The sequence below is a fragment of the Bacillus sp. CPT56D-587-MTF genome, assembly GCF_058792335.1.
The window spans coordinates 344,914-370,121 of the sequence record NZ_JBYTEF010000002.1; the positions used below are offsets into that span (position 1 = coordinate 344,914).

A 25,208-nucleotide genomic window follows, 5' to 3' on the forward strand; every position below is an offset into this window, starting at 1 on the left:
TAATATCAATATGAGCTTCTATTATGTTAACTGTAAGAGGAATATATTTAGCGCAGGTTTAATAAATGCAAATATAAAATCAACTAAAAAGGGTGTTAATTCCTTATGTATTCTTAAATTCTTTGTTTGTGTAGTATTATTTTTTTCAAATCGATTGTTGTCAATTCATTTAAAATAGGTGTTTTCATGTTCCATTTTTTCATTAAAATTAACAATAATAACAAACCATTTAATAAATATAAACATAGAATAATGTAAGGGACAGCATCCAAGCGTTCCAAACACCCATGCCAAGAAATAAAACTACAAATTATTTCTTGGCCCCTTTTACATAAAAATAAAATAAATTTCATCAAAAATGTACAAGCTTCTTTTCACCTTATTCATAAAATATTAGTAAGGATCTATCAATCCTTACCTCCACTAACTTCAACTCAAAATTACCCAAAACGAAAAAAAGCAAAACAGAGTAATTTAAATTACTCTGTTTTGCTTTTTAAATACAAACTAAAATGTACAAATCTAACTTTATTATAAAGATAAGCTCTATAGCTCACTTATTCTATTTTTCTTTAAGAAGATCCTTACAAAAAATCGATTTTTTATACAACGTTGCACCCTAATACAAAACATTCATGTCTAAAAAGCCTCGAAGTCTCCACATTGTATAAAACCATGCATAGAAGGTAAATAAGGATAACAAACAAATCCAATAATAACAATAATTCATCCTAGTGATATTACCGGTTTAAAGCCCGCTATTAATTCGCTTAAAACACATCAGAATAATGTGATAAATTTGTGTGTATTATGATAAAATATATAAAATAGTGAATTTAGTATCGATTTTAATAAATTCCAAAGAAAAGCTCATTTTTACAAGAAATGAGCTTTTCTGTTTCAGGCTAACAACCATGTATCATTTCAACCTTTATTAGGGGAAAGATTGAAAGAAAAGTTTAGCTTAGTTACATTTTTGCATATATGTATGAGAAAGTGAATTGATAATCTTTATTCTGAGTATTATGAAATTTAACTGATGTTTTACAGTAAACAACCGACACATATAATCGCAATTTCGAGTTGTTGAAGCACAAGTTAGATACAATTCGTATCATAAAGGAATCTGATAAGTGGATTGCTCAAATTTTTGTCACAATTCCTATATGTAGAAAAAATAGGAACAAACCTTTTAGAAATTGATTTAGATCTCAAGGTGCCTGCGGTAGCCATCACAGATGAGGGTAGGATTTGTTTTTTGGGAAACGGAAAAACAAATGCATGATACGTAAGTTTCGTAATGTTCGTCAGAATCTAGGAGAAGTGAAGAAGCTGCATGCTCTGCGACAACTTGATAATATGGGACAAAAGTAAAAGAATGAAGCATATTTCAAGAAAGGTTAAACTACCCGTCCCTTATAGAATAAAAGAAACAGGTAGCATGGGTGGTGTTCTTACAGAATTTATGATGCGGGAAAGCCCACGCAAGACTTTAGTCCGTCTTTAGACGTGGGATGAAAGCATCGTTTTTGCATAGCAAAACATGGTATACTTTATTTATAGTCATGCAAAAGACGTAAAAACATTTGAGAACGAACAATCTGTACGGTATGGTCACAGTACCGTAGCCCACGAATCTATATGGTCTGTTGTGGGAGTGGTGATGGCACACCGCAATCTTGCACGTCAGCGATACCAGAAATGGACTTCGCCTTTGGTAGCAAGAATCCCACTGACGTTAGTCAGCTTGCCCCTTTAGGGGTGGGAGTGTCAAAATAGCAAGCTTATAAAATTAAGGGAATGTGTTTTCTATATTTTAACTTCTAGATTTCATATTCATCACAAACATTGTGATGGTCGCATTCTTTACGTTTACAGCAGAAACGGCCACAATCGGGTGAATTTACAGAGACTACGTTAATTTTATTAATGGTAATTCGTGCTAATCCAGGGAAACAATCAAAATCTGAGAGGATTATTACATTGTTTCCTTGGAATCCTTGGAATGTTGCACTTGTAGGTGGTTGACAAGCGTACTGAATAACAAGACAAGTTCCAGGAGCTAATGTTCTTAAAAATTGTAATAACTCTGGGTTATTAACATTGTTTACATTAAAAGTTTGTTCTTCTCTTCTAGGCTGTTCTCTATGACCATTACATCTGTTACAGTCACAACCTCCACCAAAACCAAAACCCATAATATTACCCCCTTTCTTTCGTTAATACATCTTATGCTCGTCTAGAAAGGATGGTGTGAGTATATGAGTCTAGTTACGTGTGGATTTTTTCTTTAAATAAAAAAGTGTTTAATATACTTTCTTTTTGCTCAATACAAATATAGTTAAGGATGATTTGTGGTTGATTTTTTCATATAGTGTAATTACGACTGTTGTTTATAAAAACAATAACTAAATTTCTTTGCGTAGGATGTGGGTACCTATAGATGATATACTGGAAAAATCATTGGATTGTACATTTGTTGATAAGTATAGGTTTCGCGGATAAAGTACACTAAAGTTGATTATTTGTGTTTTTTGCTTTAATTTTATTATGGTGTGTGTTTTATATTAGCATAAAGCTCTTACTATCTAACAGCCGTTTTAAAGAGATTTTTTTCTTATATTTTATTGTTTTTCGACAGAAGGCTCATTATTTTGTTCGAAGCTACTAGTTCTATGACTAGTAGCTTTTTAGAAAGCATAACGTTGGGAGAAATGGAGATTCTTTAGTGGATGTGTAGATGAGTGCCCGATAGTATTTTTGAAATACAGAATGAATGTTATTCTAATGGTTCTAATAATTTCTTCTTCTGTTGATGAGTGTTTATTATTCCTCCGCAGAAAAGTCCAGCGGTAGTACCACTAGTTATAGTATATAAAAAGATAAAGTCTAAACTGTGAATAGCATCGGTATTTATGTGCATATAGGTATTTAGAGCATATTTGATAATAAAATTAATCAATATAACCATTAATGGTAGGTAGTTTTTTGAACGAAACAGTATACCATTTTTTAGAAAGAAGCGGTGTTTTCTACTATAAAGTTTATAGCCTAAAAATGTGCCGATTCCAAGAAATATAATATAGAGTAAGAAAGCATAAAAACGAAATGAGAAGTTCGCAAAAATATTATATATTCCCCATAAAATAAAAGTAACTACTCAGCTTCTTCAAATAAAAAAACAGGCCAAATACATGTTTCCGATTCGAAAACATGAAAAGAAAATACTCCAATCAGGGAAAGAATCTATGCCAAATAGAGAAATTCTCTTATGAAGTCGTGTTATTCCAAGGAACCGTTCTAGTTTCTATGACTTGGTTTATCGCTTGTAAGACCGATTGTTTTTGTTTTTTCATGGTACTCATAAAGCTTCGTATCTGACAAAAAGATTCTGCGCCTTTCTTACTTCGGAAAGTCCCAGACACTTTCTGTTTTACTTTCGTCATCCGAATATCCCGTTCTGCTTGATTGTTATCAAATGGAATGGCTGGATGTTCTAAAAACGCTAGAATTCTGTCAGAATACTTGACGAAGCGATTCCATAAATTTTGAGAAGGCGTCTGCTTTCCTTTCTTCTTTTGTTTCGTGGAAAGAATCTGTTGTTCTTTCAATATGGATTGATACATAATAAACAGATTCTTTTGCGTCGCTTTTGGCATGGTACCTTCGGATTGCTTTTTCATCGTCAACGCTTGCGTTAGAAATTTCTGCATCTGTTGTGCCCATTGTTCTCCAGTACTATCTATAATTCCTTGTAAATCTCGTAAGAGATGGGCATTACATAAAACGTGACGACAATCTGTATACGCATCATACGATTTCCAACCATCATGCATCGCAATTCCAGAAAAAGATGGCAAGATTTCTCCAGCATCCATTGCTTCTTTTCCACGTTTTTGATGAATATGTTGCAATGTCACCTCCGGTGTACTGGCAGTATGTAACCATTGTGTTTTGTTTTCTACACGCATACCAGTTTCATCAAAATGGACAACAGGAGACTGCAGAATCTTTTCCTTTACTTCTTTTATGAATGGCTGCAATTGAGAAGCGAAAGCCTGTGTATGATTTACCAGGGTTCCTTCGCTTATAGAATGTCCAAAACAATCCTGAAAGAATTCTTTTGTTCGCTTCAAAGAAATGCATTGATAATGCGTTAAATAGGGAATCAGTCTTTTTATATTTGGACCATATTGAACAGGACGAGATACTGTCGAAGGAAATTGGGCTTCTTGGATAGAATGGCAATGTGGGCATTCTTTCTGTTCTACTTTATGTTCTGTCACTTCGATCTGAATAGGTGGTAAGTCATACACTTGGCGAATGCGATACCCTTTTACAGGCTCGTGGTTCAAGGAAGTATGACAACAAGTACAATATGTAGGAGAATGTGTAATCGTATGATCTGGAGTCGCTGTCAAACCAAGAGTATGTCCCTTGTGGCCCAACTGGCCACCCGTTTGACGATGAGACGGTTTGCGCAAACTTTTTGTAACGGGCTTACCCAAACCATCTGTAGAAGGTGGCTTATGACTATTTTTGGAGTTTTTTTTTGAAGCATTTTCTAGTTCTTGTATACGTTTTTCTAACTTAGAAAATGTTTCTTCAAATAAAGAAATAACAGCTTCAGGTCCTTTTTTATATGTATCTAAAATAATTTTTCGATCGACCATAAGATTCACCTCCCCTGTTTGATATACTCAGTATTTACAAATGGGAGGCATATGAAACTAGTAAAATTTAAAAAAGACACCGAAAGGTGGCTGAGTAGTTACAAATAAAAATTCCTGGAACTATGAGTGACTGAGAAATATTTACTTCGCGCTCCTGAGAAGCAGCTATGCCCCTAGAGAGTAAAAAATAAAACAATAGCCATACCCATATAGGTGTATGTTTCACAATTTCGAAAATCATCTACTATACACATCCTTAACAATAGATATAATTGTGTATAGTTTGTTTAACTTCAATACAAATATACCTTGAAAAATAGGATGAAGTCTTTCAATGAAAGTTTATAATCCACTTTCTTCACCAGGAATTTCCGGTAACATTCAGACGGTGAGGATTTTTGTTTCTTGTTAAAGTTGAGATATATGCTAAATAGGGATTTACACTGTATGGAACTATTTTCTTTTAGGGTGGTTTACAAAATATTGTTTGTGACCATACGTCCTTCTTCGAAATAGCATGTGCATAGAAATTGTATCAGAACTAAAAATACTATGTAAACAAATTAGGGAAATGGCTTAGAAACCTAGACAGAGAATGGAAGATACGAACATTCAATAATGAACGAAGTGTTAGAAGGAAAAAGAAATACAAATAGGGGCGCGTATTTTATGTATAACTTAAAAGAAGATATGTGTGAACAATTAAAAGAGGAAAAAGGGGATATTACTATATTTTTAAAGTATCCTAAAACTAATGTTAGCGTTTATTTTTTGTATTAATTTCCTTTTTTTATATGGGGGTTCTAGAAATATGATGACAAACATGTCCAAGTTACTATCTGAAAACCAGTGAAAAATATTTTTTTATCTAATTAGGCCCATAGAAAACTGATTTGGAATCACTTTGCTGCATAATTTTATAAAACGTAATATAAATATTTTTAAAAATTAAATATAATATCTAATAAGTATTATAATAAGAAGTATCAGTGCCTATTTTTTCTTCATAAAAAAGAAGAGACTAATTCTCTTCTTTTTGGGATACTTAATTTTTTTATTTTTGAGAAGTTCCCTGGTCTTGGTGATATAAAACAATACGCTGATGTAAAGGTTGAATTTTTCTGTTGGTCGCTGAATATATCTTTTGAAATTCCTTGATCTGTGCTGGTGAAATTTCTATAATTTCTTTCATGACATACCATTCTACATTTTCAGAAAGTGGTGGGGTCGTTAGAGATCCAAGGTAATGATAATAACTTTTATCGGTTGGAATCATAGAGGCGATATCCAATGTTCCGACATCTGTATTTTTCTTGCCTGTTTTTACATGATTTAGCACATCTTGAAACCCTTTATTTTCTTTTCCTTCCTGAAAAAGTACACCAATGACTGCGAGACGTCCATCTTGACTCTTATGAACAAAATGCACTTCGACAGGATAATGTTGTCCGTTTATGGTATGTTCACTGGGAGCATGAAAATGGAACTGTGTAAATGCAAATGTTCTTCCGTTGATTTGTGCTGTCCCTGTATCATCGACTTGGATGGTGTGTCCATTATCCTCTTCATCCTGTACAGTGGTATTGTAATCGAGATGTATGTCCCCAACATCCTGCATAGGAACGACTTTTGATGTGTCGATATTAATAGGAGATTGTGCATCTCCTGATTCAAATTTCCAATGAGCTTGATCTTTATAATTGAGCTGTTCTGTTGATCCACTTTGTTTTAGTTGAGGTTTAGTATCCTTTTTTTGTGGTACTGTTTCTGATTTTGAGCATCCTTGTATGAGAAAAAGACAGCATGCTACTATGAGAAACTCTTGTTTTCTAATCATATTTTTGCCTCCTTTGTATTTTATTTTGATGTGAATCAAGTGCCTATATACTAGACTATATCTTTTTATTTTGTTTCATAAATACCAAAGGATTTTTGTGAAATGAAAAAAGTATGTTCTATTGAGATGTTAATCGAGCCTTTTTACATCATTTCTCATGGTTAGTTTCTCTATTACTGGTTTTAATATACATATATTTTCTTATCTGCTTGTAGTTTATTGAACAAGAAAAAGCTTATACGGTGCTACATGCTGTAATTGTTAGTTTTTTCTAAAAATTACAAAATATATGGTGTGAAAAATAACCTATTATAGTAGAGGTATTTATTATATAGGAAAGATGTGGGGGCGGTTGGTACAGAAAATACTTTTAGTAAGGGTAATTTTTATATATTTTTCTTGTAAAGGAAGCTTCAAAGATCCATTTTAATATTTTTACTGAAGTTGGACTGTGAAAATATTGAAATGGAATTTTTTAAAGAAAAACACTTGAATTCTGTTAGAATATAAGTTTTCTTTTATAAAGAAACATGTCGTGTCCGTTCTATGTTAGGATGTAAATCGTCAAATCGTTGAGGTTTCCTTATACAATGACGCTTGAATGGATGGAATGAAAAGTTTTCTTTAGAAATCTGTTTTTTTTTGTAATAGTACTTATATCGAAGCTAAAATAAATACTAAATGGTATAAATAAAGAGGAACGGTGCTATTAACATGGGTTTCATTCCAAAGAAAAATAGAGTAGATATAAAAATCCATTATTTACAGGGGAAATATAGGACACCCAATAATTTAGACTTTCTATACTATATAATAGTATAGAAAGATCCAACTTGTGCAAATGTCAAAATTGGTATACAATACAAAATATGAAGACCTTACCATGTATTAAATCTCTATAACAAGGGGGTCTTATATAATTATCATCTTCTTTTCATATATATTGGATAAGAGAGGATTGGTATATTGAACAAATTATGGTCGTGCGATTCTATACAGTTATTACGAGAAATTGATCGGAAAATGAGCATACTCGAGTCTATAATTCAGCAGATTTCTGAAGGTGCGGTTGCAGAAGAAGTAGAAGGGATTCATCAGATTCTTTTAGAGGTGTCTCAACTGTTGCTCGCTTTACAACATGATCCTAAGATGGCACCATTTGTAAAAGGGTTAAGTCTACAACTTCAAAATATACAAGAACAGTGCAATCGATTATTGGGTATGAGGAGAATGCATTGATTTTTATTAGGGGACTGTAAAATATTATAGTTCCACTCGTTATGTACTGGAAGAGTACAGCAAGTTAGGTGATATTTTATATAATTACTTATTTTCTTCTTAAAAAGGAAGGCGACTACAAGAAAGAACTATCCGTAATATTCTTCAGAAGCATATTAAATTTATTAAGTTTGATGGATTTAGTGCTCATGATTTAATGTATTCCCCGAAAGAATTCTCCTTCCTCAAGCGTGTGAAGAGCGTAGTCCAAAAATAGGTGGGAGATGTATTTCGGTGTGGCATAGCCAGAAGGCTTTGCTTTTTATTTTGCCTCTGATAAAATCAGTCGTATAAATAATAGATATTGGTATAAAAATGAAAATAGATAGGAATAACCACTCAGTGTTATCGGTGTATTACCATCTTGTATTGCTTGTGAAATATAGGGGAAATACGTTCGGTGATAATAGGACTATGTAACTATGTAACTATGTAACTATGTAACTATCTAACTATCTACCCCATACATGTGTATTTTGTGATAGACACATATTGGAATGGAGGAGAAAGGAATTATAATCAATAAACCGAGTAGCTATTCAGTTATCCGTTGATGGCTTTTACGGATATTAATATACGCTTTGTCAAAAAAATGAAAACGCTACCATCACAAGGCATAAAATAAAATTGCAAAAACTAGGTCTTGTTTGATTTGCCAAAAGTTGCGAAGTAAAGGAACGCATTATAAATGTTACAGTTAGAGGGGGCCTGATGGCAGATATCTGGTATGATTGTTAGTTGCAACAGAAGGGTAAGAGTTTCAAAAAATACACTTGCATATAGGAATAGATGTAGGGTTGAAAGAGTTCGCTAATTGTCAGATGAAAGGACCTATAAAATTTGAAGTTTTGCAATGGATGGAAGAAAGAGATACTCATTCAAATCAGGAAAATAAAGTGTCTAAATAAATTCGTAGAGCAAGGCTATGGTTTCATTCCAAAGTGCAAGTCATGCTAGGATTTAAAACTTTTCATATAGATTGATTACGAGATTAGTCTGTTCACAATTAAAAACAACTCATGCATCAATTGTAACTACTCAGCCACCTTTCGGTGTCTTTTTTAAATTTTACTAGTTTCATATGCCTCCCATTTGTAAATACTGAGTATATCAAACAGGGGAGGTGAATCTTATGGTCGATCGAAAAATTATTTTAGATACATATAAAAAAGGACCTGAAGCTGTTATTTCTTTATTTGAAGAAACATTTTCTAAGTTAGAAAAACGTATACAAGAACTAGAAAATGCTTCAAAAAAAAACTCCAAAAATAGTCATAAGCCACCTTCTACAGATGGTTTGGGTAAGCCCGTTACAAAAAGTTTGCGCAAACCGTCTCATCGTCAAACGGGTGGCCAGTTGGGCCACAAGGGACATACTCTTGGTTTGACAGCGACTCCAGATCATACGATTACACATTCTCCTACATATTGTACTTGTTGTCATACTTCCTTGAACCACGAGCCTGTAAAAGGGTATCGCATTCGCCAAGTGTATGACTTACCACCTATTCAGATCGAAGTGACAGAACATAAAGTAGAACAGAAAGAATGCCCACATTGCCATTCTATCCAAGAAGCCCAATTTCCTTCGACAGTATCTCGTCCTGTTCAATATGGTCCAAATATAAAAAGACTGATTCCCTATTTAACGCATTATCAATGCATTTCTTTGAAGCGAACAAAAGAATTCTTTCAGGATTGTTTTGGACATTCTATAAGCGAAGGAACCCTGGTAAATCATACACAGGCTTTCGCTTCTCAATTGCAGCCATTCATAAAAGAAGTAAAGGAAAAGATTCTGCAGTCTCCTGTTGTCCATTTTGATGAAACTGGTATGCGTGTAGAAAACAAAACACAATGGTTACATACTGCCAGTACACCGGAGGTGACATTGCAACATATTCATCAAAAACGTGGAAAAGAAGCAATGGATGCTGGAGAAATCTTGCCATCTTTTTCTGGAATTGCGATGCATGATGGTTGGAAATCGTATGATGCGTATACAGATTGTCGTCACGTTTTATGTAATGCCCATCTCTTACGAGATTTACAAGGAATTATAGATAGTACTGGAGAACAATGGGCACAACAGATGCAGAAATTTCTAACGCAAGCGTTGACGATGAAAAAGCAATCCGAAGGTACCATGCCAAAAGCGACGCAAAAGAATCTGTTTATTATGTATCAATCCATATTGAAAGAACAACAGATTCTTTCCACGAAACAAAAGAAGAAAGGAAAGCAGACGCCTTCTCAAAATTTATGGAATCGCTTCGTCAAGTATTCTGACAGAATTCTAGGGTTTTTAGAACATCCAGCCATTCCATTTGATAACAATCAAGCAGAACGGGATATTCGGATGACGAAAGTAAAACAGAAAGTGTCTGGGACTTTCCGAAGTAAGAAAGGCGCAGAATCTTTTTGTCAGATACGAAGCTTTATGAGTACCATGAAAAAACAAAAACAATCGGTCTTACAAGCGATAAACCAAGTCATAGAAACTAGAACGGTTCCTTGGAATAACACGACTTCATAAGAGAATTTCTCTATTTGGCATAGATTCTTTCTCTGATTGGAGTATTTTCTTTTCATGTTTTCGAATCGGAAACATGTATTTGGCCTGTTTTTTTATTTGAAGAAGCTGAGTAGTTACCATCAATTATTGGAAGAGTATCTTTTATTTGCACTAAAATCTATATTCTGAATAAAACGGTTCTTTTTTTTTGTTTTTTCATATACTATTAAAAATTATTGATTTTCAAGGAGGTAGTATTATGGTTATTTTACAAGATATATATAAAGGACCTTATAATGTGTTAGCTATTTCCCCTTTACAAAACGCAGATGTTCCTGTTTCAAATTATGATGAATTAATAGAAGATTTACAAACGGAATTGTTCCTTGGACGCAGTGAAAGAGCAATTGCAAGTATTTTAGAACGTATTGCAGACAATAAAATTAATTATCAAACTATTGTTATGATGAGTTTAGGTTTGGCCTCTTTCGCTGTACCAGCATTAGGCCTTCTTACCCCTTTTGTCGGACTTTTTTTCTCACTTCTTAATCCTGGACCTGAACCACCGACTGTTGAAGATATTTTTAAAGCTATGCAGCCTGCAATTCAAGATATGATAGATAGATCACTTACTCAAACCGAATTAAACCAGATGAATAATCATTCTGACGCACTACAAAAACAACTGGGCATCTACAAAGATGCAATGGAACATTTTTATAGCTTAACAAACCCTACTGATATTCAAGCAAATGATCTTCATAATCAAATAGATTATACAAATAATGTTTTACAAACAGGCTTAAGTTTTTTCAAAACAAAAGAGTATGAAGTACTAGGATTACCGTATTATACTATGTTTGCAACAATATCTTTACTTTTACTGTCTGATAAAGTAAAACATGGGTTATCGTGGAAGTATAGTTCTGACGATATACCATTCTTTGAAGGACAATTTAATGCTGCTACGCAAGAATATAGTTCGCAAATTGTAAAGATAATGCAAACTATGACACGTGAACAAGTAGAGAGTATAGACTTTTATCAAAATGTTACAGGCTTTATGTCTACATGGCCAGGAATATCGCCTATAAACTATAAAATGAAAAATAATTTAGATAATACTCAAACATTTAAATACAAAGTATATAATCCAAATCCAGGGGATCCACCGATAACTGAGTATAAAATGTTTGATCGTACACCTATAGCCCAATTAAAGTCGGTTCCTTGTACAAATAATAAGACATTTGTAACAGCGATAGATACTATTAATAATTCTTACGGTTTAGGTATGGTAGATTTTAACACATACGCCTGGTATTTACAACCAACTGATCCTTCCGCCTGTGCACAGACCTATACTATAGACCCAATGCTCCCATTACTTGCTGAATGGTCTAGATATTTTAGCAATCCTGATTCTTTCGATCCAGGTCAACCTCCTATAGGCCGTGCATTCGCCTTTTGGACTGATCCTACTACGATTCCTGATGGAATTTTCTTTTTCCCTTATATAGACAATCTTCTGTATATTGGAGAACCTGGTTTTGGAAACAATGTCATTCATAACGGAATGAAAATATCTCAAATTAACAGTTTTTTTAATTTTAATTTTGTCAATATTTTAACGGTACCAGAAAATATCTCAAATGATGCAAATTCTATTTTATCTATTCCAGCTGAAAAGTATTCCCTAATAAATGGATGGAAATCCGTTCTAGAAGCCAATCTAAATTATCCAAATGAAGCTGTTACCGGTTCTACGCCATTAATTTCTACAGCTGTAAATCAGGATCTAGCTTTTAACGTTATTAACTTATTGCCTCCAAATGGTAGTTGGACGCAATATAAACTACGTGTTCATTATGCCACAGATGCAGATGGAGCAGAATTAAGTGTGATTAATTATGGATATAACGCACAATACTATCCTACACAAAGTAGTATAAAATTACCCAATACAGTAACTTTAAGTAACCAACAACCTTCAGATGTACAAGAAAATATATTACTAAGTTACCCAAGTACGAAAGGTTTATTGGGTACCTATATGATTTCTACAGATACGATACCAATCAATTTCGGCCAAGGTAAATGTCAGTTCACTTTACGAAATACAGGAGGTAAAAAAATTATTCTAGATCGGATTGAATTAATACCTGTTGAAAATCCTAATGCTCCTGGACCGATTGTAGATCGTATTCCTGACCAATTTTTTCCTGGAACACCTGCCCCGCCTAGCATATGGAAAAACACTAATGTTATGGCTGTACGAGCGGAATTAGATTTATATCCACTACCACCGGAATGGCTGGGGGGATATGTAGTAGACTTTCTTTTAAAAAACGTATCACAATCCACTCAACAAGCGCAAGATGGACAATTTTTATATGACCCTGTACCACAAGGATTTGATGAAATAAAAATACACGAAAGAGAATGGCCTGAAACTTTTCTGCTAGATGTATCTGTAAGCGGTACAATCTATGGACCGAAACAATCCGTATGATAAAATTCATTTTTCACTACTATAATATAAATATAAAAAACAACTATGACAAGTCAAGGAGATGAATAGTATGACAATATTAAACATGGATGAATCCATGTTCTCTCAAGTGAACTTCAACACTCTGCAAGATTTAAGGAATATTACTGCACAAGTTAACGGTTTATTTACCAATTTAACAAAAGATCAGTTAGCGTTAAATACCAGTGACTATTGGATTGACCAGGTGGTTATGAAAGTAGATTTGTTAGATCCTGCTGTATTTGGAAAAGAAAAAAAACAATTACGTCAACAAATAAACAAAGCCAAACAATTATGTAAAATGCGTAATCTTTTGAAAAGTGGTAATTTTGAAAATATAAATGCTTGGATAACAGGTCGAAAGGTAGTAATAACCAATCATAATCCATTATTTAAAGGTAAACATGCGTTATTACCACCAGCGAGTATATATCCTTCTTATGTGTATCAAAAAGTAGATGAATCGAAACTAAAATCCCATACACGATATCTATTCTCAGGTTTTGCATCACATGCGCAAGATTTACAAGTAATCGTATCTCGTTATGGAAAAGAAGTCGATGAAACCTTACAAATCCCCTTTGAAACAGCATTTCCAACAACATCTGAAGCTACAGCAAATTGTTGTCAACCCGTTTCAAATCTAGGTGAGCCTACAACAATGATCTCTAATCATTCGTCTTCACAAGACACACATTATTTTCAATATACAATTGATGTTGGCTCTTTACAATCTGATTATAATGTTGGCATTGAAGTTGGATTTAAAATTATTTCTCGAACAGGAATGGCTCGTTTGAGTAATATCGAACTGAGAGAGCAACGTCCTCTTACAGCTAAAGAAATCCGTGATATACAAAGAAAAGAACAAATATGGAGACAACAACTGAATCAAGAAGAGGGAAAAGTGATAACAACGTTACAAAGTATAGTGAAGAAATTAAACCGTTTGTATCAAAATGAAGATTGGAACGGAAGTATTAAATCATATGTAATGTATCAAGATGTTACAAACATTTCTTTACCAGACCTACCAAATCAAAAACATTGGTTTATGTCTGATCGAGAAGGCCCACACGCAGCCGTTACACGTATATTAAAACAAGCAGTAAATCGTGCTTTTCAACAAGTAGAAGATACCAATTGGATTAAAAACGGTAGTTTTACAAAAGGGTTCGATGGATGGTCGATAACAGGAGATGTGAATATCACCGTGCAGTATGGCCGCCCTATGTTAGAATTTAATCATTGGGATGCACAAGTTCAAAAAACAATCATAGTTCCATCAGAATTGGATAAGGAATATATATTACGTGTTCGTACACAGGGACTCGGAACGATTATCTTACAAGATGATACAAACACGTATGAATTAGCTATGAATCGAGAATCTTTTCAAATTAAAATGTTAGAACATCTATCGTTTAGTGGACCTTCTATTACAGTGAGTATTCAATCCGAAAATAATGCATTTGTATTGGATACGATTGAATTAATAGCGGAAACAAATACAGATTTACCATAAAACTACTCCTAGTTCCAATTTTCCTAATAATAAGACGGATCGTTTCGAATGGTTTAAATATGCTATTTTTCAACTGTAAGTATCATAGGATTTATACGCTGTGTGATTTTCTAATTTGAATTTTATTAGTTAAAATTAATTTAATATTTTTTCTAATAAGAATCTCCATAGGAAAACGGATTTATTATTCGTTTAGTTGCACACAATGATTATAACAAGTAACAAAGAAATAGTGTGTTTGCCAGAACTATCTTTTTGTAATTATATAAGGGTGAATCGAATTATATCGAAATAATAAATTCCGGTACAAATAAAAGATACGTTTCAAACAAGGAGGATTCCATTAGGAATCCTCTTTGTTGTAAAATCATTTTTAATTTTACAATTATACCAAAATTTTTTTAAAAATAAACATGTTATGAATCAACAATTAGCTGAATATGAAATGGATGTTGATTTTGGACATAATGAATCAGAATCTTTTGGTTTACTAAATAGTTTCTTAAGTTGACGGTGTTCTTTTAACATTTTATTTCCGAAGGGTGTGATTACGATATGCGGAATTATGAGTAGAGGATCGTTTTTGGTTGAATGATTGTAACAACTGTGTAGAAGCAAGAGCCTATGATTTATCTATGATGCCTCTATAAATTCTTATATACAAGAAACTAAAGAATGATTTATCAAAAGTTATACATCACACCAAATTTACCTTTGACAAAAGTATTATACTGAGTGGAGGTTCATGCTATACCTACGTATAATTTCCTCTGTAGATACGAAATAATTTCTTTTTTCGTATCTTATTTAGTAACTACTCAGCCACCTTTCGGTGTCTTTTTTAAATTTTACTAGTTTCATATGCCTCCCATTTGTAAATACTGAGTATATCAAACAGGGGAGGTGAATCTTATGGTCGATCGAAAAATTATTTTAGATACATATAAAAAAGGACCTGAAGCTGTTATTTCTTTATTTGAAGAAACATTTTCTAAGTTAGAAAAACGTATACAAGAACTAGAAAATGCTTCAAAAAAAAACTCCAAAAATAGTCATAAGCCACCTTCTACAGATGGTTTGGGTAAGCCCGTTACAAAAAGTTTGCGCAAACCGTCTCATCGTCAAACGGGTGGCCAGTTGGGCCACAAGGGACATACTCTTGGTTTGACAGCGACTCCAGATCATACGATTACACATTCTCCTACATATTGTACTTGTTGTCATACTTCCTTGAACCACGAGCCTGTAAAAGGGTATCGCATTCGCCAAGTGTATGACTTACCACCTATTCAGATCGAAGTGACAGAACATAAAGTAGAACAGAAAGAATGCCCACATTGCCATTCTATCCAAGAAGCCCAATTTCCTTCGACAGTATCTCGTCCTGTTCAATATGGTCCAAATATAAAAAGACTGATTCCCTATTTAACGCATTATCAATGCATTTCTTTGAAGCGAACAAAAGAATTCTTTCAGGATTGTTTTGGACATTCTATAAGCGAAGGAACCCTGGTAAATCATACACAGGCTTTCGCTTCTCAATTGCAGCCATTCATAAAAGAAGTAAAGGAAAAGATTCTGCAGTCTCCTGTTGTCCATTTTGATGAAACTGGTATGCGTGTAGAAAACAAAACACAATGGTTACATACTGCCAGTACACCGGAGGTGACATTGCAACATATTCATCAAAAACGTGGAAAAGAAGCAATGGATGCTGGAGAAATCTTGCCATCTTTTTCTGGAATTGCGATGCATGATGGTTGGAAATCGTATGATGCGTATACAGATTGTCGTCACGTTTTATGTAATGCCCATCTCTTACGAGATTTACAAGGAATTATAGATAGTACTGGAGAACAATGGGCACAACAGATGCAGAAATTTCTAACGCAAGCGTTGACGATGAAAAAGCAATCCGAAGGTACCATGCCAAAAGCGACGCAAAAGAATCTGTTTATTATGTATCAATCCATATTGAAAGAACAACAGATTCTTTCCACGAAACAAAAGAAGAAAGGAAAGCAGACGCCTTCTCAAAATTTATGGAATCGCTTCGTCAAGTATTCTGACAGAATTCTAGGGTTTTTAGAACATCCAGCCATTCCATTTGATAACAATCAAGCAGAACGGGATATTCGGATGACGAAAGTAAAACAGAAAGTGTCTGGGACTTTCCGAAGTAAGAAAGGCGCAGAATCTTTTTGTCAGATACGAAGCTTTATGAGTACCATGAAAAAACAAAAACAATCGGTCTTACAAGCGATAAACCAAGTCATAGAAACTAGAACGGTTCCTTGGAATAACACGACTTCATAAGAGAATTTCTCTATTTGGCATAGATTCTTTCTCTGATTGGAGTATTTTCTTTTCATGTTTTCGAATCGGAAACATGTATTTGGCCTGTTTTTTTATTTGAAGAAGCTGAGTAGTTACCTTATTTATTTTGTTAAACGTAATAAATATTCAAAAGGAGGTTTAATAAATATATAACAGATTAAACGGAGGAAGATGTGAAATGAAAAAGAAAGCATTAAAAGGATTTTTAGTAACATCAATTTTAACAGGAGGGGGGATTTTCATTCCCACTGTGACCACACCTATAGCTTTAGCTGAAAATACACAAGAATATACAGGGCTTTCCCCTTCGTTACGAAAATTGGGAGCACAGTCTACTCTGATACAAATGTTTGTAGACCAAGCTTTGACACGCCCTAATATACGAATGAGTGAGATTCCGGCATTACTCACACGTCAAGTATTCATTAAACAAGATTTACAAGAATGGTCGTCTGAAATATATCCACATCTTATCTTAATAAATGCAAAAATTAAGGGGTTTACCTCTAAAATGAATAGTTACTATCCAACACTAAAACAATGTGTTGATAATGATGATTTTGGAATTGAATTTTCAGATAGATTAGAAGCGCTCCGAGAGTTGGGTAATTCTAATCAAGATAAAATACAAAATCATATCAATGAACTGCAATTTTTCCGAACGCAATTGGGTAATAATATAAAAGAATTAAATAAACAAATAGCAGTGGGACAACAAATCTTAACAACATCAGAATCGGGTAAGATAGATCAATATAAAAAAGATTTAGTGGATGCTAAGACTACGATACAAAAAGATTTACAAGAAATTGCATTGATACCAGGAGCTTTAAATGCCAAAGGATTTGAAATTTTTAAAGACATGTATGGTTTATCTAAAGGAATCATTACACCAGCTGCAGAAATAGCATTAGCAGCAATCAATAAAGGAAAAGAAATTGAAGAATCTATTGTAGAGGCAGAAAAGGCGGCAGAGAAGGCAGCGAAAGAAGCTGGAAAATCTACTCAAGAAATAGAATTAGCAAAAAAAGAGGCTAGAGACAAAATTGAAGAGAGTAAAAAAGGAGAATTGGCAGCCGCAGCTGCAGCAAAATCTCAAGAATATGATTTAATGAAAACAATCGATATTGAAAAAATTCAACAAACATATAATAGTTTTGCAGAAGTTAATAAATTAACAGCATCACAAAAAATATATTTAGATGATTTACAAAAACAGAATCAACTCATTTATACATTAACAACAAAATTGACTGTAGCAGATATACAAAAGGTAATGTTACTTGAGATGCAAAATGATGTAGATACTTTTGAAGAATTAATCAATCAAGAGTTAACATTACTAGATAATTATAAAAAAGATTGGGAGCAAATTAAAACGTGTATGACGCAACTCTCTACAAATACAAGTAATCATGATATGCAAGTTATCCAACTTAAAAGATTAAAAGAGTTTAGCATGCAATTAGAAGAACAAATAACTCAATTTAATAATACAGGTAATTCACTTTAATGAAATAGACGAATAGCATAGAAGAGTGGATGAAAAAGTAAGGAGAATACATATGAAAAAATCCCCCTATAAAATTATATCTGCTGCGACCATTATAGCAGCAATAACAACAGGTAACATTCTACCTTCTACACATGTTTTAGCGCAGGAACAAATAGTGCAAGAAGAACCCAAAAGTACATATTCACTAGGACCTACAGGGATAAAAGAAGCGTTGGCTGAGACTGGATCGAATATACTGGTAATGAATTTATATGCAAGTACGATGTTAAAACAACCTAATGTGGATTTATCTGGAATAAATATAGGGGCAGAGGGTGAAAAATTAATTAAACAAATTCATAGTGATCAAGAAATGAGTCGAGTAAATGCAAAATATTGGATGGATACCGCAAAACCGAAAATCCAAAAAACGACGCGTAATATTGTCAATTACAATACTCAGTTTCAACAGTACTACGATACGCTTGTGGATGCAGCAAAACAAAATAAGGCTCCTGAATTAAAAGAAGGATTGCAAGATCTTTATAATACAATTAATCTTAATGCAAAAGAAGTAAGTGAAGTTATACAAATTTTACAAAAATTCAAACAAAGGCTATATGTAGATTCGACGCAGTTAAAAAATGATGTTAGTGGACCCGATGATAAAGGTGGATTAACAGCTATTTTAGCAGGAAAAGATGCACTTATCCCGCAACTTCAAAGTGAAATTGAGAGTTTACGTGGCACTCAAAAAGCACATTTAGATAATGCGTTAGGCTGGGGAATTGGCGGCGGATTAGGAATGTTTCTTTTGCTTGGCGGAGCTATTGGTGGGACAGTGGCAATTGTCGTGACGGGTGGAACAGCGACACCGTTAGTTGTTGGAGCACTTGGAGCATTAACTGCAGCAGGCGTTGCACTTGGTACAGCTTCTGGAGTAATGCTATCTAAAAATTTAACCGCATATAATCAAATTTCGGATCAGATTGGTCAACTCAGTGAACAGGTAGGTGCTGCTCAGCAGGCCGTGGTTGCACTTACAAATACAAAAGCGACATTAACGGAACTATATCAAACCGTAGATCAAGCAATTGTTTCTCTAACAAATATGAAAAAGCAATGGGACACAATGGGCGCAAATTATAGTGTATTACTAGATAGTGTGGATTCAATGCAACCACAAAACACATCTCTATTAGTGAATGACTTAGATGCAGCTAGAAAAGAATGGAACGATATTTATCAAGATGCAGATTCAATCGCAAAAGACATGGGATTTAAAGTGGAGTGAGACTACTAAATTAGCAGAGACTGTCTAATGAAGCTAGTAGAGTTATGATATTTGAAGGCTTTAAATTATATTGGAGGGAAACACATGCTTAAAAAAATACCATATAAAGTCATTGCACTTTCTACACTTTTAACCTTTACAAGTACGGCTTTAACACCGCCTGTAATGACGTTCGCGGCCGAAATGGATCAGTCTAATATTGGAGTTAATGACCTTTCTGCGAATACAGATAAGATGCAACAAACTTTAGAAAAGGCTGGGGAATTTGCACAAGTTATGAATCAATATTCATATATGTTAATTCGTAACCCAGATGTAAGCTTCGAAGGAATTGATATTAAAGGACATAGTGAATTACCTAGTAAAGTTGTACGAGATCAACAGAATGCGAGAAAACATGCTACTACATGGGATACGCAAGTCAAGCGGCAATTGATAGATACATTAACAGGGATTATTGTATATGATACTACCTTTGATAATTATTATGATACTCTGGTACAGGCAACTCGAACGGGAGATAAAGAGGTATTAAAAGAAGGTATTACGGACTTGCAATCTGATATTCAAAAGAATAAGCAGAAAGCAGTTGTCTTAATTGAGGCATTAGAACAATTAAGGGATGCGATGGGAGAAGATTCTAGAGCATTTCAAACCAATAAAGAAACGTTGAATTCAATTTTAAAAAATCAAACAACGGGTCTCGACGATGATGAGATAGCTATGCAAAAAGTGTTAGATCAAATTAATCACTTTAAACGAGTACGACGTGATGGAACTATTGTTGTTGCAGTACCGACAATATGGACATGGATAGCTGGTGGCATAATGTTAGGTGTAGCACAATCTGAATTAAATAAGTTAGAGCCACTATTATTACAACTGAATCAAACTATAGATTATAAAAAAACATTGAATCGAGTGGTAGGAGTTGCAGCGAATAGTGTGACTAAAATGCACATAGAAATTGATAATGCAATTGCAGCTGTAACATATATGAAAACCCAATGGGATGATTTAGATGCTCAATATGTGGGTGTACTTGAAAGCATTGAGGCAGCGGATAAAAAAGTAAATGCCGATAAATTTACATTCCTAATTCCTACGTTAAATACAGCAAAAGAGAACTGGAAAACGTTAAAAACAGATGCAACCACATTAAAAGAAGGATTGAAGGATTTAAAGATAGAAGAGGATTCAACACAAAATTAAAATTGAATATAGCTGATTTTCATGTATAAAGATACATGTTACTGAAGTTTGTTAGTGAAAGAAAGCTTGTATAATCATAACAAGCTTTCTTTTTTGAGCTTGTACAAATAAAGGATAATTTTATCTCTTTCGGCAAGAAGTTGGTCTTGCATCCACAGACTTGGTAAATGCTAAAGAGAAGGCAATGTCAATTCGTTACATATTTTGTGAACTGACTCTTTGAAACAGTCTTCTACTTTTGTGTTAAGAAAAATTTTTCTTCTATATTGTAGACAACATACAAAATGGTAGTTCATTCATGATAGGGTTGTTTTCATTCTTCTATAATGTATCAATTTGTTAAAACTAACCATATAATGAATATGTTCTTTAGGAGTAGGGAGGGTGCTTTTATAGATTGGTAAACATAGGTAATGAAAATATCTATATTCCGAGAACTTCCTATTTTAATTAATCCATAAGGGTATTAAGTGGTGATTTTTTACAAGTAATGAAAAACGTCTTTATTTAAACGCTTCTAGACATCTCGTATATATTGAACGCCTATCATTTAGTAAGGATTGAAGGGAATATTTCTCTGTCCGTGAACAGAATGTTATTTCTAGGGATAATTTATAGAGAAGATGAAAGGGGTGGTTTTCGTACTCTATTTTCTTTCTAGAACTTCCTATATTAAGTTAGCAAGTAGCCTCTTGTAGCTAGTTTATGAAATGCTGTTGGTATAACCAAAGCGACAAAATTCGCCTACTTAATGTTAGGCTAGCGCTTTTTACACGCTTTAAGAAAGATAAATTTGTTATAGAAAGGATAATTAAATGATGGGTGCTTCACAAAATAAACATACGGTATATTCTTTTTGTGGTCCTATTTCTTCTAATTCGCATACTAAAATTTTATTTTATAATCCGTTTATTTATAAAAATGTAGGTTTTATCAGTGTTCAAAATTTCCGTGAAAGTGATTCGGCGTTTTTTATAATTATTTTGGATTCTTGTGGAAAACGAATGATGTGTATCGATTCAGATACAACGTATACAACTTCAGTTAGTCTTTTAAAATCACTAGCCGTAATTGCAAAATCTCCATATATTGTAGGAGAGTATTCTTTACAGCTTCAATATGTCTTGTGAAAATATGTATGTATTATAGGACACTTGTACAATCATTTCCTGTTATTTATCATTTTATATATTATAAATCATATTCATAATGGGAAGTGAACTAAATGTGCTATTCTTCAAATGCTAGTGGCTGTTGTCCGCCATCTCAATTTGTGTCTGAAAATATATGTGGAGTTTTTCATGCGGATTTTCCAGTCGATGTTTTTAATGATTTTACGGGATTTCACTTAGCGACAATTACAATTAAGGCAGATTCAAATTCTGCACCTATTCTAGTTACAGCCAAGACCCCTTCAGGGACCATTATTTTAGATAATGGGTTAAATCCTGATAATTCACAAACACAAACATTACCTGCTGTTAAAATTGTAACAGTTTCTCCTTTTTCAGAAAAAACATTAATAGCTGGAACATACTGTATTAATATTATTCGTAGAGTACGTTAAATCATTATTTACTAATTCCTATCAGTATATATTCTCTCTCATAATCAAAATTATATAAAATGCCTATTTTATTTAGTGTGCAATTGTATTACATGGCGGAATATATTTGTTATTACGTTGTAGTAAGTTATGTAATTAGTATTCTGTGTATATGTATTACCAACAGTCTGTGACCCTATTTTTAAAATAGGGTCTTTTAATGTTAAAAATAATAACAGTAATAAACTATTTAATGAAATTAGGAAGAATTTATCCTTTTTTCGAGGCATATTAAAATAGCGGTATTAGTATCGTGTTTCTGCCCATCTAGTATATAGAAGTATGATTTTTCCAAGAAGATATATTTTCAAATTGTCGTTAGAAAATTACGGGGGGGGGGGGAGTAGTTCACATAATTATGTTGTTTTCTAGGCTCATGCGGATTCTTCGTATTTTTTCTGCATCTATGAAAGTATTTTTAAAAATTGAATAGATATATACTGTAAGAGTTACTTGCTTTTTATATAAATTAATCAATGAAAAAATCTTTTATACAATTATTTTTCCATCTAAATAAACAAATAATTTAAAGGATTGTTATTCTTAAGTAATTTAGATTTTTATTTTTTGATTAGAAATTTATAATCGTATGTAAGACGGGAAAATTCACAAAATGAACCATTTCGAGCGATTTGAATTCGGTATGTTTTTGGTTAATTCTACAGTATATGTATAGGGAGTTATCTGATATGAATTTTATTGAAATTATAAAGTATAATTTTGATTCTCTGCAATCATATAGTCAACAGGAATTAATACAATCTGTACAAACGTTAGATTTATCACTTGAAAATATCATGCCCTATATTACAGAACCACAACAGCTGGAATACGGGCGAAACATCATTTATCATACTAAAAAACTTGAGGTAATGGTCCTCTATTTTCCGAGCTTAGCAAAGACTCTGATTCATGATCATGGTACCTCCATAGGATGTGTGTATGTCGTGCAAGGTAGCTTACAAAATCATTTATATATTGAGGGTACCGGAGAGAACAAACCCACATATACTCAAGTACAGCAATTTACACAAGGTGATTTGTTTTCTATTAATAATGATACGATTCACATGATGCAAAATCCCACCCTTTTTCCAACTATTACCTTTCATGTGTATTCTCCGCCATTAGAAGGAGTCAAGACTCACTTTGCTTAAATTAATTATTCTAAGAGATAGTTACTTTTTATACTTTATTTACTTTGAAAGGAGCTATTATGAATCAATTTAAAAATCATTTTGTCCAAAGTTTGCAGGATGGGCGGAGTGTGTGGCTTGAAGGAAAAAAAATTGATGTCACAATGAATAAGAACTTTGAAGGTACACTGACTACTATTACGAAATTATATGATTTGTTTGCGAATCCTTCTCACCAGCAATTAGTAGGTTATCTAAGTCCTAAAACGAATACATGGGTTCATAGGGCTTTTTTAGTCCCTAGTTCTTATGAAGATATATTAAAAAGAAGAGCTGCTTTTGAAACATGGAGTTATATGACAGATGGAGTTATGAGCCGTCTATCTGATTATGCTCGCTCGCGCTTAACAGGCTGGTACTCATCTCGCAAATTATATACAAAATTTGATTCGCAATTCCCTGATAAAATTACAAATTATTATGAGGAAGCCAGAGATCAACATCGTTTTATAAGTGTTATTCAACGTGACCCACAAATTAATCGATCTATTCAGCAGACAGCTAATATAGATGAATTAGGACTACTACGAATTACGAAAAAAACTACAGATGGAATTTTTTTAAGTGGCGCTAAAATGATTGGCACTGCAGCCCCCTATTCCAATGACTTACTAATTTATCCCTTGACTAGAATAAAAAGTGAATTGAGTTCCTTAGCTCATTTTCTTATAGTTGCCGCTAATTCTCCTGGCTTGCATATGGTTTGTAGGGAGTCGTTTGCAACAGATTTGTCACAACAGGAAAATGCACCTATTAGCGCAAGCTATGATGAAATGGATGCGCTATTAATCTTTGATAATGTATTTGTACCGTGGGAGCGCGTATTGTTGTACGATAGTCCAGAGGCGCTATGGGCATTAAAAGCCGATATAGCTTCTAGTAGTTTGGCGTATCATCAAGCTGTTGTTCGATTATTAATAAAATTAGAATTTGTCACAGCAATTGCTTGCGAGATAGCAGAAGCTATTGGTGCTGAATCTTATTTACATGTGCAAGAAAAACTTGGAGAGCTTATTATGCAGATAGAGGTGATTCGTTCGCTTTTATTAGCAGCAGAAAGAGAAGGGGAAATAAATGAATGTAACGTATATATACCAAACTTTAAATATATTGAAACAGCAAGAAATTTAGGGCCCAAGTATTATCCCAGAGCTATTGAAATTTTACAACTTATAGGAGCAGGCGGGTTTATACAATTACCTTCGAGCATAAATGATTTTCAAAGTCCATTAGCACCTTTGTTGAAAAAATATTTTAAAGGTGCTAATATCTCTGCAGACAAAAAAACTAAATTGTTCAAGCTAGCATGGGATATAATAGGTAGTCCTTTAGGATCACGGCATGAATTATATGAACGATTTTATGCTGGTGATCCCATACGTAATATGGCTAACCAGTATATAAATTATGATAAAAGTAAATTAAAAAGTATGGTTAATAAATTTTTAAATGACTAGAATGCATTTTTGCTCTTGATCATGTGCAAGTGGATAATAAGTTTGTAGGTAAATTCAAGAACTTAGGAAAAAATTCTAAGTTCTTGAGGGTATCTGTAGACTATGAATTGTTCGACATGTATGGCGTGCTACATCATTATTTATTGAATGCATGTGTGTCCTATATCAAATTGTTTTGGTTATACCAATCCGGAACCTTAAAATTTTTATCAAGTTTCTTATTTGGGATAGATATACATATTAAGAATTT

Annotated in this window: 15 protein-coding genes and 2 pseudogenes; 13 read left to right on the forward strand and 4 right to left on the reverse strand. The window is 33.4% G+C overall.

The features are described 5' to 3' along the window. Positions 1-1,056: 1,056 nt before the first annotated feature. Positions 1,057-1,371 (forward strand): annotated as a pseudogene (locus tag AC3WVZ_RS31060) (RNA-guided endonuclease TnpB family protein); the annotation flags it as partial. A 452-nt stretch (positions 1,372-1,823) separates the two neighbouring features. On the opposite strand, the gene AC3WVZ_RS31065 reads toward AC3WVZ_RS31060, so the two are convergent. The 3 genes from AC3WVZ_RS31065 to AC3WVZ_RS31075 form a co-directional block, all read right to left on the reverse strand. After that, on the reverse strand, positions 1,824-2,198 hold the full coding sequence (locus AC3WVZ_RS31065) for a hypothetical protein (RefSeq protein ID WP_078186817.1): 375 nt from the start codon (positions 2,196-2,198) through the stop codon (positions 1,824-1,826). Between the two features lie 1,071 nt (positions 2,199-3,269). Then, on the reverse strand, positions 3,270-4,673 hold the full coding sequence (gene tnpC / locus AC3WVZ_RS31070; protein ID WP_100910632.1) for an IS66 family transposase: 1,404 nt from the start codon (positions 4,671-4,673) through the stop codon (positions 3,270-3,272). A 1,054-nt stretch (positions 4,674-5,727) separates the two neighbouring features. Then, the gene (locus AC3WVZ_RS31075; RefSeq protein WP_233936702.1) at positions 5,728-6,510 is read right to left on the reverse strand and encodes a carbonic anhydrase; all 783 of its coding nucleotides are present in this window, start codon (positions 6,508-6,510) and stop codon (positions 5,728-5,730) included. 966 nt (positions 6,511-7,476) lie between these two features. Between AC3WVZ_RS31075 and AC3WVZ_RS31080 the strand changes: the two genes are divergently transcribed. The 8 genes from AC3WVZ_RS31080 (at position 7,477) to AC3WVZ_RS31115 (ending at position 20,699) form a co-directional block, all read left to right on the forward strand. Continuing rightward, positions 7,477-7,749: a hypothetical protein gene (locus AC3WVZ_RS31080; protein ID WP_078186819.1), complete on the forward strand. Its 273-nt coding sequence runs from the start codon at positions 7,477-7,479 to the stop codon at positions 7,747-7,749. A 1,171-nt stretch (positions 7,750-8,920) separates the two neighbouring features. Beyond that, the gene (gene tnpC / locus AC3WVZ_RS31085; RefSeq protein ID WP_233935200.1) at positions 8,921-10,324 is read left to right on the forward strand and encodes an IS66 family transposase; all 1,404 of its coding nucleotides are present in this window, start codon (positions 8,921-8,923) and stop codon (positions 10,322-10,324) included. A 238-nt stretch (positions 10,325-10,562) separates the two neighbouring features. Continuing rightward, positions 10,563-12,815 (forward strand): insecticidal delta-endotoxin domain-containing protein, encoded by a 2,253-nt coding sequence (locus tag AC3WVZ_RS31090; protein WP_233936703.1) that lies wholly within the window; start codon positions 10,563-10,565, stop codon positions 12,813-12,815. A 70-nt stretch (positions 12,816-12,885) separates the two neighbouring features. Further along, a complete protein-coding gene (locus AC3WVZ_RS31095; protein WP_233936704.1) occupies positions 12,886-14,361 on the forward strand; it encodes a hypothetical protein in 1,476 nt (491 codons plus the stop codon). Between the two features lie 912 nt (positions 14,362-15,273). Beyond that, a complete protein-coding gene (gene tnpC, locus AC3WVZ_RS31100; protein ID WP_233935200.1) occupies positions 15,274-16,677 on the forward strand; it encodes an IS66 family transposase in 1,404 nt (467 codons plus the stop codon). Between the two features lie 199 nt (positions 16,678-16,876). Further along, positions 16,877-18,211 carry an HBL/NHE enterotoxin family protein gene (locus AC3WVZ_RS31105; protein ID WP_233936706.1) on the forward strand — a complete coding sequence of 445 codons (1,335 nt, stop codon included), beginning with the start codon at positions 16,877-16,879 and terminating at the stop codon, positions 18,209-18,211. Positions 18,212-18,263: 52 nt separating this feature from the next. Further along, entirely contained in the window at positions 18,264-19,487 is a 1,224-nt protein-coding gene (locus AC3WVZ_RS31110) for a ClyA family alpha-helical pore-forming toxin (RefSeq protein ID WP_233936707.1), read from the forward strand. 84 nt (positions 19,488-19,571) lie between these two features. Continuing rightward, positions 19,572-20,699, forward strand: a complete 1,128-nt coding sequence (locus tag AC3WVZ_RS31115; protein WP_233936708.1) for a ClyA family alpha-helical pore-forming toxin — start codon at positions 19,572-19,574, stop codon at positions 20,697-20,699. A 188-nt stretch (positions 20,700-20,887) separates the two neighbouring features. Here AC3WVZ_RS31115 and AC3WVZ_RS31120 read toward each other — a convergent pair. Beyond that, positions 20,888-20,995: pseudogene (locus AC3WVZ_RS31120) on the reverse strand (transposase); the annotation flags it as partial. Positions 20,996-21,514: 519 nt separating this feature from the next. Between AC3WVZ_RS31120 and AC3WVZ_RS31125 the strand changes: the two are divergent. The 4 genes from AC3WVZ_RS31125 (at position 21,515) to AC3WVZ_RS31140 (ending at position 24,958) form a co-directional block, all read left to right on the forward strand. Next, positions 21,515-21,829, forward strand: a complete 315-nt coding sequence (locus AC3WVZ_RS31125; RefSeq protein WP_233936710.1) for a hypothetical protein — start codon at positions 21,515-21,517, stop codon at positions 21,827-21,829. A gap of 95 nt (positions 21,830-21,924) precedes the next feature. Further along, the gene (locus AC3WVZ_RS31130; protein WP_078186827.1) at positions 21,925-22,266 is read left to right on the forward strand and encodes an S-Ena type endospore appendage; all 342 of its coding nucleotides are present in this window, start codon (positions 21,925-21,927) and stop codon (positions 22,264-22,266) included. Between the two features lie 728 nt (positions 22,267-22,994). Then, entirely contained in the window at positions 22,995-23,462 is a 468-nt protein-coding gene (locus AC3WVZ_RS31135) for a cysteine dioxygenase (RefSeq protein WP_078186828.1), read from the forward strand. A gap of 59 nt (positions 23,463-23,521) precedes the next feature. Continuing rightward, complete coding sequence (locus AC3WVZ_RS31140) at positions 23,522-24,958, forward strand: 4-hydroxyphenylacetate 3-hydroxylase family protein (protein ID WP_233936711.1); 1,437 nt, start codon at positions 23,522-23,524, stop codon at positions 24,956-24,958. Positions 24,959-25,208: the final 250 nt, after the last annotated feature.

Coding starts and splice junctions, on each gene's coding strand:
- AC3WVZ_RS31065 (WP_078186817.1), bottom strand. CDS start 2,198: ATGGGTTTTGGTTTTGGTGGAGGTTGTGACTGTAACAGATGTAATGGT.
- tnpC (WP_100910632.1), bottom strand. CDS start 4,673: ATGGTCGATCGAAAAATTATTTTAGATACATATAAAAAAGGACCTGAA.
- AC3WVZ_RS31075 (WP_233936702.1), bottom strand. CDS start 6,510: ATGATTAGAAAACAAGAGTTTCTCATAGTAGCATGCTGTCTTTTTCTC.
- tnpC (WP_233935200.1), top strand. CDS start 8,921: ATGGTCGATCGAAAAATTATTTTAGATACATATAAAAAAGGACCTGAA.
- AC3WVZ_RS31090 (WP_233936703.1), top strand. CDS start 10,563: ATGGTTATTTTACAAGATATATATAAAGGACCTTATAATGTGTTAGCT.
- AC3WVZ_RS31095 (WP_233936704.1), top strand. CDS start 12,886: ATGACAATATTAAACATGGATGAATCCATGTTCTCTCAAGTGAACTTC.
- tnpC (WP_233935200.1), top strand. CDS start 15,274: ATGGTCGATCGAAAAATTATTTTAGATACATATAAAAAAGGACCTGAA.
- AC3WVZ_RS31105 (WP_233936706.1), top strand. CDS start 16,877: ATGAAAAAGAAAGCATTAAAAGGATTTTTAGTAACATCAATTTTAACA.
- AC3WVZ_RS31110 (WP_233936707.1), top strand. CDS start 18,264: ATGAAAAAATCCCCCTATAAAATTATATCTGCTGCGACCATTATAGCA.
- AC3WVZ_RS31115 (WP_233936708.1), top strand. CDS start 19,572: ATGCTTAAAAAAATACCATATAAAGTCATTGCACTTTCTACACTTTTA.
- AC3WVZ_RS31125 (WP_233936710.1), top strand. CDS start 21,515: ATGATGGGTGCTTCACAAAATAAACATACGGTATATTCTTTTTGTGGT.
- AC3WVZ_RS31130 (WP_078186827.1), top strand. CDS start 21,925: ATGTGCTATTCTTCAAATGCTAGTGGCTGTTGTCCGCCATCTCAATTT.
- AC3WVZ_RS31135 (WP_078186828.1), top strand. CDS start 22,995: ATGAATTTTATTGAAATTATAAAGTATAATTTTGATTCTCTGCAATCA.
- AC3WVZ_RS31140 (WP_233936711.1), top strand. CDS start 23,522: ATGAATCAATTTAAAAATCATTTTGTCCAAAGTTTGCAGGATGGGCGG.